Source organism: Dyella sp. CR10 (assembly GCF_055814425.1).
Map to the genome: position 1 here is coordinate 34,369 of NZ_CP185986.1, position 12,910 is coordinate 47,278.

Annotated in this window: 11 protein-coding genes; 10 read left to right on the top strand and 1 reads right to left on the bottom strand. The window is 57.7% G+C overall.

Translation table 11 applies throughout. The features are described 5' to 3' along the window. Nucleotides 1-65: 65 nt before the first annotated feature. From ACNR9O_RS00150 to ACNR9O_RS00185, 8 genes are all read left to right on the top strand, one after another. The gene (locus tag ACNR9O_RS00150; RefSeq protein WP_473684155.1) at nt 66-1,196 is read left to right on the top strand and encodes a GmrSD restriction endonuclease domain-containing protein; all 1,131 of its coding nucleotides are present in this window, start codon (nt 66-68) and stop codon (nt 1,194-1,196) included. A gap of 47 nt (nt 1,197-1,243) precedes the next feature. Beyond that, on the top strand, nt 1,244-1,810 hold the full coding sequence (locus ACNR9O_RS00155) for a hypothetical protein (protein WP_473684153.1): 567 nt from the start codon (nt 1,244-1,246) through the stop codon (nt 1,808-1,810). Between the two features lie 355 nt (nt 1,811-2,165). After that, nucleotides 2,166-2,762, top strand: coding sequence for a hypothetical protein (locus ACNR9O_RS00160; RefSeq protein ID WP_473684151.1), 597 nt, complete (start codon nt 2,166-2,168; stop codon nt 2,760-2,762). Nucleotides 2,763-3,687: 925 nt separating this feature from the next. Next, a complete protein-coding gene (locus tag ACNR9O_RS00165; protein ID WP_473700691.1) occupies nt 3,688-4,608 on the top strand; it encodes an ADP-ribosylglycohydrolase family protein in 921 nt (306 codons plus the stop codon). A 73-nt stretch (nt 4,609-4,681) separates the two neighbouring features. Continuing rightward, the gene (locus tag ACNR9O_RS00170) at nt 4,682-5,419 is read left to right on the top strand and encodes an ATP-grasp domain-containing protein (protein WP_473684147.1); all 738 of its coding nucleotides are present in this window, start codon (nt 4,682-4,684) and stop codon (nt 5,417-5,419) included. A gap of 114 nt (nt 5,420-5,533) precedes the next feature. Beyond that, nucleotides 5,534-5,989 carry a hypothetical protein gene (locus tag ACNR9O_RS00175; protein WP_473684145.1) on the top strand — a complete coding sequence of 152 codons (456 nt, stop codon included), beginning with the start codon at nt 5,534-5,536 and terminating at the stop codon, nt 5,987-5,989. A 77-nt stretch (nt 5,990-6,066) separates the two neighbouring features. Beyond that, nucleotides 6,067-6,507: a hypothetical protein gene (locus tag ACNR9O_RS00180; RefSeq protein ID WP_473684143.1), complete on the top strand. Its 441-nt coding sequence runs from the start codon at nt 6,067-6,069 to the stop codon at nt 6,505-6,507. Between the two features lie 80 nt (nt 6,508-6,587). After that, nucleotides 6,588-6,824 carry a hypothetical protein gene (locus ACNR9O_RS00185; RefSeq protein WP_473684141.1) on the top strand — a complete coding sequence of 79 codons (237 nt, stop codon included), beginning with the start codon at nt 6,588-6,590 and terminating at the stop codon, nt 6,822-6,824. Nucleotides 6,825-6,901: 77 nt separating this feature from the next. On the opposite strand, the gene ACNR9O_RS00190 is transcribed toward ACNR9O_RS00185, so the two are convergent. After that, nucleotides 6,902-7,207: a hypothetical protein gene (locus ACNR9O_RS00190; RefSeq protein WP_473684139.1), complete on the bottom strand. Its 306-nt coding sequence runs from the start codon at nt 7,205-7,207 to the stop codon at nt 6,902-6,904. 1,449 nt (nt 7,208-8,656) lie between these two features. Between ACNR9O_RS00190 and ACNR9O_RS00195 the strand changes: the two genes are divergently transcribed. Beyond that, entirely contained in the window at nt 8,657-9,166 is a 510-nt protein-coding gene (locus tag ACNR9O_RS00195; protein ID WP_473684137.1) for a hypothetical protein, read from the top strand. Further along, nucleotides 9,163-12,897, top strand: coding sequence for a hypothetical protein (locus ACNR9O_RS00200; RefSeq protein WP_473684135.1), 3,735 nt, complete (start codon nt 9,163-9,165; stop codon nt 12,895-12,897). Before ACNR9O_RS00195 ends, ACNR9O_RS00200 begins: the two co-directional genes overlap by 4 nt. Nucleotides 12,898-12,910 lie beyond the last annotated feature (13 nt).

Genomic DNA, 12,910 nt, shown 5'->3' on the forward strand with positions numbered 1-12,910 from the left:
TGTTAGGGCGACATATGGTCGCCCTTTGTTTTTAAGCTCGACTGGACCCAGGCTAAGGATAATGTATGAGCGATATGATCGAGATCATTCCCGACGATCAACAGGAAGATGAAAACGATCTTGGGCAACGTATTTCATTCAAAGATGCAGTTGTATTGAATGCCGACTGGACGATAGAAACAATCAATCTGCAGATTAAGAAAGGCAACATTGATCTCCAGCCAGGCTTTCAGCGAAGGGTCGCTTGGGATGACATTCGCAAGAGTAGGCTGTTGGAATCAATTATCGTAGGAATGCCTGTTCCTAATATCGTGTTGGCCGAAAACAAAGACCATCGTGGGCGCTTTATTGTAATTGATGGTAAGCAAAGGCTCGTCGCAATTAGCGAATTTATGAGTGGCGAGTATAAGCTAAAGGGTCTCGATATTAGGTCGGACCTAAATGATAAGCGTATCCAGGAACTTCCTACCGAAGACCGGGAGTATTTGGAGAATGCGACACTTCGATCCACGGTAATTAGAAATTGGAACGATCAGAATTTTTTGTATGCAATCTTCTATCGCTTGAATAGCGGTAGCTTGCCCCTTTCTCCCCAGGAGCTTCGTAAGGCTTTAATTGGCGGTAATCTGCTTGATACAATTGAAAAATACTTAGAGAGCAGTGCGCCGTTCAAGCGTATATTTGGCGAGGCTCTAGACAAGCGCATGCGTGACTCTGAACTCGTATTGCGCTTTATCGCTTATGATCGCGATTTGAAATCCTATCGAGGCGACTTTAAAGATTTTCTTGATGCCACTACCAAGTATTTCGAGTCTGATTGGACTGTTCGCGAAGATGATTTGGTTGGTGCATTAAAGGGCTTGGATCGCGCATTAGATCTCGCATTTTATATATTCGGCCCTGACGCCTTTAAGAAGTGGCTGGGTGATAAATATGAAAGAGTAATAAATAGAGCAATTTTTGATTGTATAGCCAGATTTTTCTCTAGTGAGATTGTTGCCGATGCGGCAAAAGAGAAGAAAGAGCAAGTTGTTGCTATTTACAAAAAGGTATGCCTAGAGCGTGATTTCAAGGATTCTATTGAGAAAACGCCAAAAACTGTACATGCGACCTTCACGCGGATTGATCGCTGGGGAGTAGAGCTGGCTGATTGCTTGGGTCTGAATTACGATCAAGAGAGTCATCGGATTATCTAAATATGGCGAACCAGTGTCCGCACTTTCGCTTGCTTAACGATCGATTCTTGGAGCTTTCAAAGAAGTTCGTTGATGACCAGGTTCTGGGCGAAAGTAACGATCCGGCGTCTTTCAAGCCGGATTTAGATAGGTTGGCTGCATACAGACTCTTAGTGCATGCCGAGATTGAAGACTTCCTTGAGCAAAAAGCGAGGGAGAATTTAATCGCAATGGAAGCAGAGTTGACGGCGGGGACTTCCTGGGTTGGGCGTTCAGAGGATTATGTTGTTATCCTTGCGATATTCAGAGAGTTGCGCGCAAATTATGATCAGCTGGATTCAGTCAATTTTGAAAAATTACTTCGTGAGCTAATCGCATTAGGCAAAGATGCGATAGCAAAGAATAATGGCGTAAAGTCGGCCTCCTTTCAGCTTCTTTCTTTCTTGTCAGGCAAAAAGCCCGATGAGATTGACACAGTGCTCAGTGCTGGGCTCAATAGTTACGGCAAAGATAGAGGGGACGTGGCGCATAAGAGCGTGACTAGATCTACTACATTGCTTGCCCCTTCTGCGGAATTCAATGCCGCCAAGAATCTCATTAGCGGAGTTGCTATTTATTTCGATGTCTGTCCCTGATTATCGGTGCAAATAACGGGGTCGCCAAAGAACGGAAAGAACGGGGTCAGGTTCACTTCCATGGGGCTGCGGTTAGAAAAAAAGACCGGAGATAGTTAAGAGAGCGGCACCAGTAACCTCCACCGGCAAGATTAAGCAGGGACGTCACATCAAACCACTTCGGTACGGAGACTGAAGACAAATGCTTGGATGGTTTCGTAGGGGAACACTTCTAGGCAGCGAGCTTACTCAGTGGCAGTTCGACTGCTTCGGCTGGCTGCTTCGACACACCGGTGGAATTGAGGCGCTCAAGCAGCGTCCATTGGTTCAACCCACGCCGCACTTTTTCCCAGAACGGGGCTTGCGAGGGCATGCCATGGCGGAAGCCGTCTTCGCCCGCGTGCGTGGATACGCCGGCATGGCTGAGTGGCCGTGCGAGCTGCAGGTGCAGGAGGCCGATCCCAACCCTGTCGTGGCACCAACGCTTTTGGTGAAGAACAGCCCATCGTCTCCGGCGGGCACCTTCCGTGCCACGGAAAGTGGGGCGCTCATCACTTACCATCCTGACCGTGTCGACGATCCGATGAGTTTGGTGGCTACATTCGCGCACGAACTGGCGCACTACAGGACGGTCGGTTTTTCCGAGCCGCCACCCGGCGGTTGGGAAGTGTGGGAGCATGCAACGGATCTCGCCGCCGTGTTCCTTGGGTTCGGTCTCTTCCTCGCCAACTCGCGATTCAACTTCTCCCAGTTCTCCGATGGACAAACGATGGGTTGGCGGTGGCAGCAGCAGGGTTACCTGTCCGAGCCGGAGATCCTTCATATGCATGCCATTCGTTGTGTGCTTCTAGGCACTCCGGAACGCGATACGCTGGGCCACCTTAAGCCAGCTTTGCGCGGCATCTATAAACGCGTACAACGCGAGGTTGCTGGATCAAAATTTGAAGTCGACCGCTTGAGTCGCACCGGATAGGGCGCTTTACGTCGTGAGGGGCGAACACACCAAGAACGGGGTCAGGTTGGACTACTCCCATGGGGTTGCAGCTAGCGTCGCTATGTCGAACGGCGACTCACGAAGAATGACCTTGGAGCGATCGGATGACGCTGGGAAGGATTCGAGAGCGACTACTAGATCAGGATGTATGTGAGTGGTGCTATGTACCTATCACACTCCTATTCCTCGCCTCTCTAGCGATCTTCTTCATATGTTCGTATCAGATCACCTGCGTGTATGCCGTCGAACGCAACGTGACCTTAAGTGAGCCATTCACGGTATGCGAGCAGCCCCTTGGCAATAGATGCAGGACGGAATATATGGCCGCCTCATCGGACGGACGAAGGTTGTTTTCGCCCTACCTATTCGAGTTCGGGCGTCACGTGCTCCACTATGGCCTCAAGATAGAAAAAGCTAAGTACAGCTTTAAATACCGACTGGATGGTAACGAACAAGTTTGGTCTAACCTGCCCAGGCTGGGTACGGCCTGGATAGTCAGTCTGATGGGAATCATCATGTGGTCTCTCCTGGCTGGCCCGAAGCATTTCGGTCGATTCATGCGCCGAGGAGAGGATTGAAAGGGGACACTTCAGGAGCTGGAGGTAGTTAAGAACGCGCGGCTACTTCCGTCCCCCGCAATCAAGGATCAAAGAACGGGGTCAGGTTCACTTCCATGGCGCTCGAAGGCCAACCTGACCCCGTCCTCGCCGTCCGCGTATTGCTATTCATCACTGACTGGATGGACGCAAATCTGTCGCGTTAAAGCGTTAGGGAAGAACGGGATCGGTTGACACCGACCCTGTCTGCACCTTGATAGAGTCCACTTCAATGCACGTGGACATCAGATTCGGGGAGCCAATCGGACATGGCGAGTCATGGGAGCGCAGATGAGCGGCGGAATCGAATGGCGGGAGGCCTTCAAGGATTGCTCATAGGTGATGCGCTTGGTGTTCCTTACGAGTTCCACGAGGCCTCAGGGCTGCCACCGCTGTCATTGATCGATTTCGATCCTCCGGCTGGTTTTCGGCGCTCTCATAATGGCGTTCCGCCCGGAACATGGTCTGACGATGGCGCCCAGGCGCTCTGCCTGCTGGCGTCGTTGCTTGATTGCGAAGGCCTGGACCTAGCTAATTTTGCGGGTCGCCTTCTCAATTGGGCCTATTGGGGATATCTGGCCGTGGATGGCCATGTCTTCGATGTGGGCGTACAGACTCAGCGTGCTCTCGATGCGCTCAGGGACGGAGAGGCACCTGAGCGGGCTGGGCCTGCGGGCGAATACGACAACGGCAATGGGGCTTTGATGCGCGTACTGCCGCTCGCCCTGTGGCATATCGGAGATGATCTGTCGCTGATCTCTATGGCCGCCAGGCAGTGCTTGCCAACTCACGGGCACCCGCGTTCGGCGGTAGCGTGCGCCATGCTCTGTCTCTGGGCTCGCGCTGAGCTGTCCTCGGTCCCGTCGAGCTGGGAATCGGCCGCTACGCGTCTGCGAGCGCTAGGGCCAAGCGCTGCTCTGCCTCCTGAGGAGATTGATCTTGTTCTCGACCCGGCTCATCTTGAGCGAGTGAAGGGGACCGGATACGTGTTGGACACCCTTTGGTCGGCGCGGTACGCCCTTGAAGGTGCAGGGGACTTCGCTGAGGCCGTCAGGCGAGCCATTGCGCTCGGAAACGATACGGACACCACGGCGGCGGTTGCCGGTGGTGTCGCAGGCATTCGCTATGGCCTTTCGGGCATTCCAAAAACGTGGCGTGACCGCCTAAGGGGACGAGAGATACTGAGCGGCCTAGAGGCAGAGCTGCTTTCGCGGGCAGCGAACGGCTAGTTCAAGATCTTCCCACACGATATGCCCGCCAGTAAGCAAGGCGGGCTAGGCCCAAGATAACCAGCGCACTCAAATGACAACACTGATCCTCACGCCTCGATACACGGATGATTCTCAAGCTCTGTGGAAAGCCGCAGCACAGTTGGGCTGGGCCGTCGAGAGGTTGACCGGATGGCGTGTGCCAGACCACCTTCGTGTCCTGGATGACGTCGCGCTCTATGTGGAGGCGCTCTTTGGGCAGACGATTGCCGATCAACTCGACGTCGAGCTCCTGAATCCACCTGAGGACTGGCTGGTAACGCTCCCGTTCGAGTACAAGTTGCGGAATATCCAGCTTACGACCCTTGGCATCGCGAGGCAGTCCGAGGCCATTGCCTTCGTCAAACCTCCCAATGACAAAAGTTTCCCTGCGCGCGTGTATGTGGGCAGTTCATTGCCCAGCGAATACGACGACGACATGCCGGTACTGGTATCGGATGTAGTGTCGTGGGAAACCGAGTTTCGGTGCTTCGTCCTGGACAGGGCGCTAGTCACCTATTCCATCTACTCAAGGAACGGAGAACTTCAAAGGGACTCTGAATTTCAGAGTGAGGCGGCGGAGGATCAAAGCCTTGAGGAGTTCATGGCGGGATTGCTGACCGACCCAAGGGTTGATCTTCCCGAGGCAGCGGTGGTTGATGTCGGCTACATCAAAGGTTTGGGCTGGGCATGCGTAGAGCAGAATGCCGCCTGGGGAGCGGGCATATATGGGTGTGACCCCAGGAAGGTACTTGAGGTTGTTCGTCGAGCGTCTGTTAGATCTGCCGGGTAGTTCTTCGGTCTTTCCAAGAACGGGGGCCGGTTCACTTTCCATGAGTTTGAAAGCCAACCTGCCCCCGACTGAAGTTGCCAGCCCCAAGCGTTGTGTTTCCCTAGAGTGCATGTCGTGACCGCCCCCATTCCTTCCGCCTACGCGCATCTCCTTGAAGTGCTGGAGCGCTCTGACGCCTCGGCATGCGTGGAATTGAATGAGCAGCTGCCGCCGAATATCGCCAGCCTGATCCTGTCGGCTGACGAGCCAACGAGGGGAGCGGCGGCGGCCGCGTCCCTGGCTTCGCTACTGAAGGCGCGCATAGCGGTCATGCAGGCGGCCTTCGATACCCGGTTGGTGGCTGATGAGCTACGCCGTTACCAGAAGTACGCCAAGCCGGGTAAACCGGAGCCTCATATCGTCCAGCTTCGGCGCAAGCAGGCCGCAGCGCGACAAGCCAGTAGCGTGGCGCGGCAGTCGTTGATCAGGGCGGCCACGGTGTTCGTGCGCGACGCCGGTCTGGATGTTCCTCCGCGGGTTGCGCTGGATGTATTCATCACGGACTGGATGGACGCACATCTGGCACGCTAAAGCGTCGGAGAGGAATGGGTCAGATTCCATGGGCTCGAAAGCCAGGTTGCCTCGCTATCGATAGATGGACGTTAGTCATGCATAGGCAAGATAGGGCGTGGTTCCTCCTCAATGTCGCGATCATTGCGAGCTGCGCAATCGTTGCGCCTTTGCAGGTGATCCTGTCAGGTGCGCCTCCCGGCTTTGACAAGGGCTCATGGTCGTTCCCATGGCTGATAGGGGGATTTAGCCTGTTTGCCGTGGTGATCCTCGTGGGGATGCAAGCGATCAATCCATGGAGTGAGGGGCGATGGATGCGTCCAACGCTTTATACGAGGCCCCTGCGATTCGATGAGCCACTTCAGACGTTCTACATGGGAGCGTTGTGCGCCATGGCGGCTGGTGTTGGCTACTTGGTGCTGGGGATATTTGACGCCTCGGTCCGGTGGCTCTGGGAACTGCCGCTGTCGGTTGGCGTTGGCGTGTGGCTAGGTGTTCGGTTGTGTATCTGGGGTTTCCCGAAGCGATTCGAGATGTAAAACAGAGTGGGTCAGGTTCACTGGCGGGCATTCCGATGGTTGAGAGCCCAGGGGCAAAAGGAATTCGTTCGGAGGGATTTGTGACGAGCTATCAACGGATTGCCATGCTGGCGCTGCGGCTGATTGGGGCTATCTGGACCGCATTCTTCGTATTCGTCTGGGGCATCTATCTCGTCGAGATGGTGTTTGGCATGGAAGTGCAGCGCTACCCGTTACACACCGTCATCGGCAACATGGCCTACGTGGTTTTTGGGTTGCTGCTGATGATCCTCTCCAGGCCGTTGGGGCGTTTGATCGCCCGAGGCTTGGACACGTAGTTGGAAACAAGGTGTGAGGGGACGGAGGTGAATATGGCGGCCTCCGTCCCGCGAATGGGAGGGCAAAGAGAGACCCGCTACGGCGCCACCACCGTGCGCTTGATGTCTTCCTGCACCCGCTCCCACTGCATCCGCAGATGCCCTTGCGCCGCACTGCGCGCGCCCATCTCGATAAACGCTCCAATACCTTCCAGCATGATCGTCAACCGACGCGCATCCGGGCTGCCGCGCTCGTGGGTCAGCTCCGTCAGCACGTGAACGGCGCAACGCGCGTACTGCAACCACTCGGTCGCGTCGTTCAACAGCGCCTCCGCGCCGGCGTCGGGATCGGAGAAGTAGGTGGTGTGCCGGACGATCCAGGGTTCGCCAAAAACGTGGTTCATAAGCAACTCCTTGCTAGCGCCGCCACCTCGCGCCGAGAACGGCACGCCGCCAACCGCACGACGTGCCGCGATCACACGGACTGGAGGTCTCACCGACAGCCCATGCCTGGGCGCCGGGCGGCTTGATGGAGGAAGTAGGGTGTGGCCTCAGTGCATGTCGCCGTCGCGCAGAGCGACGCGCCGGGTAGAACGGCTTGGGCTCATGCCTGCGAATGCACTTAGGTCGCGGTTCTTCAACCGTGTCCGCGAGGTCGTCGGACAACCCGGATAAGCGGTGAGGATGTCGCCGAGGGGATCGGTGGGCGTGCGGGTGCCGTATGATCTGGGGTAGCCATGATCAACTCTCGTCTAGTTGGTGATGGTCAGCGGGTCAGGGGTGTTGACGCACCCTTGGCCCGCGCTTCTCACAGCATTGCTGCCATGGTCACCCGCGACGCGCATTGCACCACCTCGCGGGTAACGCCATCGACACTAGCAAAACGATTTTTGATTGTCTGTAGGCGCCTGCACGCGCAACGCGTGCATGCCGCGCTTTGCGGAGATGTCCGATGGCTTTGCGTCCATCTACACGAAACATTGACGGTCTCAGGCTGCGTGCCTGCATCGCGAAGCGAATGAAAGCCGCCAACGAGCCGTCGAGCGCACTTCCTGTAAGGACTACAGATATGGGGCGCGTGAAGAGGGGTGCCTCCTACAGACACGCGCGCCCGAATCTGTGATTCTTTCGCCACCCCGAGGGGAGAGATCTATCGCTCTGTCACCGCGTTGGAAGCACGGCTGATACCGAGTGCGATACCGAAGAAGGCGAATATTCGCCCAGACGATCGGGCGCGGCATGGAAGTGAGGTATTCACTGCATGATGTTGCCGTTTGAACCCGAAGGGCCCATCGCGTTCAACGCGTTGCATGGCATCGAAATGCGTTAGCCACATATCATGTCTGGCACTTGTGCTTGCTCGATCGGTGGCGCCGAGAGAAAGAAGCAATGAAGCACACTGACTTGGCATGGCATTGAGATTCAAAATCAAGCATAGGAGAGGGCTGGATATGACATTGAAGTTCACCTTGAACGAATCGGTGGCCTCGGATCCGAAGCTTGGTATCGACATCTATAGCCCGCGTGTAGAGCCTGTTGGCAATACATCAGAGCGCGAGTACCAATACAGACTCGCGGAAGCCTTCCTGAAAAGGAAGTGATGGCGAAAAGGCTTGAGCGGTCTATGGTGACGCGTGGCGTTGAGGCACGGGAGAAGAACTACGTTGGTGCACTCGAAGACATCATATGGAACGCCGGCAGCGAGACCTACATGCGGAACGCGATAGCTTCCGATCGCCCCATTCGAGGCTTTGTCGAGAACGCCCCGCTCAATCGTGGTTTCACCAACTTCGAGCTGCCTACGGCGCTTAAATGGCGCCACGACACGGAAGTAATGAAATGGAGGCCGTAGCATGACATTGAAATTTGAAGCTAAAGGCTCTGTCGCGGTTGAGCCTAGGTACGGCGTGGAAATCCGGCGGCCGCGTATAGAGCCGGGCACAACGCCCGACGAAGTGGGGTATGAGTACTACTTTTTGATCCGAGGCGAACTCGACGGCTTAGGGTTCTTCGGGACTTACGCAAGGCGTGACGACCAGGGTGTGATGGTCGGTGTCTGGGAGCTTTATCTGGCGCCGGATCGTGTGTTGGAGCGGATTATTGGCTTGCAACGCAAGATTGGAGATGTAGATACACCATGGTGCTTCCTTTGTGCATTTGCCAAAGGGCTCATTACGGTCTTCGAGTCAGGAATTTTCAATTATGAAAACTCGCGCTACATCGTGTTGGCCGATGCGGATGCGCTGAGCCGTCAGGGCATCAATTTTCCTGCATCGGCCGTACGCGCTAACGACGGCAGGGTCATTCTCGCGGAACTTGATGTGCCTTATGAGGAGGAAGCATCGTCTGGGGCTCAGCCATGAGTATCAATTTCGATGCTTCCGTTCGTACAACCATGGGGGCAGCCATGGACTTAGCACGAGGAGCTCCTCTTGATGTGGCACAGAGACAGCAGGTAGCGGACTATTTGCGCTCGTCCGGTTCAGGTATCGACGCACATTCCAGCTTCGAAGACTTTGTTCGCCACCACATTGAGATCAACAGTCCAAGGCTGCCGGATGGAATGGATTACGTTGTTTACGCCGGTAAGGATAGCGCAGGAAGAAAGAACTTCGATAATGCGATGGACTACATCAACGCGCGAGGTGGCGCGGGTTTGATTGGTCATACCCCCTGGGGGCAGTTCATCGAAGGCTCGGCCAATGATCCGCAATACAAAATTATCAGCGACAAGCTAAAGGCCTTCATGGCGAAGGAAGGCTTCGAGCCCTATGGGAAAGACTATATAGGCGCGCTGAAGGACGTGATGTGGAATGCTGGCAGTGAGTCTTTTATCGACAATGCTATTGCTAGTGGGCGGCCCATACGCGGCTTTGTCGAAAATGCTACGCCGGATCGTGGTTTTACAAATTTTGAGCTGCCTACGGCGCTCGCCAGCCCCGATACCATCTTCAACGGCCATCCCATGCGCGCCTTCCATGGCGACGTCGTTGTGTACGCGAGTCAATCGGCCACTGAACTGCAGAACGTCGAAAATCGGTTGGTGGCTGTGACTGCACAGCACAGCGGCCACGCGGTTTCCCTGGACGACGTGCGCATGAGGGTCGATGTGCTCCGCGGCTACGATGGCGTGCAGAAGACGCTCTTTGGCCGTCCATTGGAAGCTTTTGACCAAGCCAGCCTCAACGAGCTGGCGAAGGTAAACGATGCTTGGCTGGCTTCGCGCCTCGCTCCTCCGGTTCCGGAAGGACGTGCCGCCGAGATCAAAGCTGCCGAAATCCGGTTGCATCCGCCGACAGGGCCACCCGCAACATCCCTTCCGGAAGCAGTCGCCGCCCCGCATACCATGAAGTTGTCCGCGCCGGGCGCCTCCGGGATGGCGACAGGCGCGCTTCACGTTGCCGGCACCGCGTTCATTGCATACGACTCCACGCACACGGTTCTCAAGACCTCAGACTTGCTGCACCAGGGCAGCCTGACGGGCGCCCAATCGGGCCTGGTGCACTTCGGTACTCGCACCCTCGGTTGGATCGGCGGCGCGCAGCTGGTGGGCGGAGCTCTAGCATTGGCTGGCTCGGAAACCGGGCCGGGTGCGTTCCTCTTCGGTACGGCCGGCGCCCTGGTTGGTGGCTGGGCCGGCGATAAAGTCGCCGACCGCATCGATCAGTATCAGATCACGCATCAGCGAGATGCCGAAGGCCAGCCTTGGCGCTATGAAGACGGCCGGGGTTGGGTCTCGGATCTGCCACCCCTGCCTGGTGTAGCGCCGCTCGTGGCCGACGCTGCGCTCCAGAACCAGCTGGATTACCAGGCGTCGACCAGAGCCGTCGAATTGCGCCTGGCCAACCCCGGCGAGCTTGCCGATCCCTATAAGCAGCCGCCTGGCGGCAGTGATACCCCGCGTCTGCAATCGAGCGATTGGACGCGCGATCCGCAAACCCATCAATGGTCGCGCCACTTTGTCAGCGATGTGGTCGATCGGGCGATCATTCGCGGATCGGAAGTGGCGTCCCCTGTGCGGGCCGCCGAACTCGAGCAGGCTGCGGCGCGGACTATGGCGCACAATCGTTTGATGTCGCCGGAGGGCGTTGCGCAGACCTACGCGAACTATCACCACGCGCGCGGCTGGGATGCCGTGGGTCCGATGCCCGATAGCGTGATCCATGCGCTGCGAGATCACGTCACCTTTGTGCGTGCCGCTTCGTCTTCATCCGACGGCTCGTCCAGTTCGAGCGATGCCGCACCTATGATCCAAGGAAAGGTGCTTACGCCAAGCCATACCCACCAGGCCCACGCGGCGCAGTGGGCCGCGATCGTAGGCGGCGATGCCGCGGCTCAACGGCAAGCCGCGAACATCTTGAGCGACGCTCAAAAGATCCATGCACCAGCACCCCATGAAGGGCATCTGTCGAACAGCGTGCCTGACGCAGGGCACGCGAGGGCAGCCATCGACCACGAAGCCGACAGGCACGCGCGTCATGCGGCGGAGAGGCAGGCGCTAGAGCCCTCGTTACGCGACGTCGAGCAGGATCACCTGCGGATCCAGATTCAAGAGCAAGCGCGGGTACACCAAGCGACCGAGCAGCGGCCTGAGGCCGAGCAAGCACGGGATGAGCGCTCTGCACAGGCCCGTGCTGCCGAACAACGAGTGGCGGATGGTCAGCGGCAAGAAGCGCACGCCCGCGAGCGCGAGCACCAGGTACAGCACGATCGCACGCAGGCGCAGGAAGAGCCCGACAAGGCGGACGCGCGAGCGGGTGAGGCTCGTAAGGTAAGCGCTGGCTCCTCGGCAGCGCCGGAGAGGGTGCAAGACGCCGGGCAGTTCGACGCCGCTCAACATGCGCCCCAGCCGAAGGTGCATGCCCAACCCCGTCTCGGGTCAGAACGGGCCGCTCCTGCCCTGACTGCGGCAGGGGCCAGCGCGCCTGAAGCTGGTCAAGTTATGGCGACGCGCCATGCGCAGGAGCTTCCCATGCCCGATGCCTCGGCATGGCCGGCTCAACGTGATGAGACCCATCCGGCAGCGGCGCAGAGAAGCGCGACCACACCGCAGCCGTTGGCCTATGCATCAGACCCCTCTGCCGTCCACTCCGATGGGGCGGCACTCCCTTCAGAGCCCGCTCAATCCGTGCGAGCGAACTCGGAAGAGCGCGTACAGGAGGCAACGCGCGAGCAAGTCGGCGCGGAGCCGTCCAAGGGCGAAGCGGACCGAGTGCGCTCGCAACCAGACGTGCCTGAAGAATCTCAGCGCGAAGAGCCGGCTCTCCGCCGTGCGGTATTCGAAGAGCGTATGCGGGAAAAAGCCCATGCTGAAGCCAGCCAGCAGGCTTCGGAACCTCCGCCAGCTGCGACCCGTGAAGAGCGCGGCCAGGAGGTCAGCCGACCTGAGCCCAAAGCGCCGACCATGATGGACTCGGCATCGCGACGTACCGGACCATCGTCACACGCGATGCACGCGGAGATAGCGCCGGCGGCGAGCGTGCAGCAGAAAAGATGGCATGACGAATCGATCAAGCCGGCAGCTTCCGCGCTCGAATCCACGTCACCGTTGCAGGAATCCCGCGAAGGTCGGGAGAAATCGATCGGGGCCACTGCCAATTCCATGGCACAACTGACCTCCCTTGCTAGGGCCTCGCAGATCGAGGTGACCCCGATGCCGCCGGGCACGCATCCCAGCGTGTCGGATCGGGAGTCGCGCAATCCCTTTGGACCCGGATCGGCGATGGAGGACAAAGAAATCGCTGATCTGTGGTTTGCGCTCCATGCCAAGAACCCACTGACGATCGACGCTGCCTGCGAGCGGCTAGGCGCACGGCCGGAAGCGCAGCAACTTCTCAAGCAGGCCGATGACTACATGGTGGCCATCGAAACCGAGCAGTTGAAACAGCGCATCGCGATGGCGCCGGATGACATGGCGCCAATGGTCGTGGCACAAGCTACCAGCAAAGCATCGCCCGAAGTCCAGCACGCTGCGCCGATGATGATCATGACCTTGCTCAACAACCCACCCGGCGCGGGCGGTGGTGCGGGGGGAGGTGATGGTGGCGGAGGCGGCTCAGGCGGGGGAGGGGGTGGTGGCGGAGGTGGTGGTTGAGGCAACGGAACGG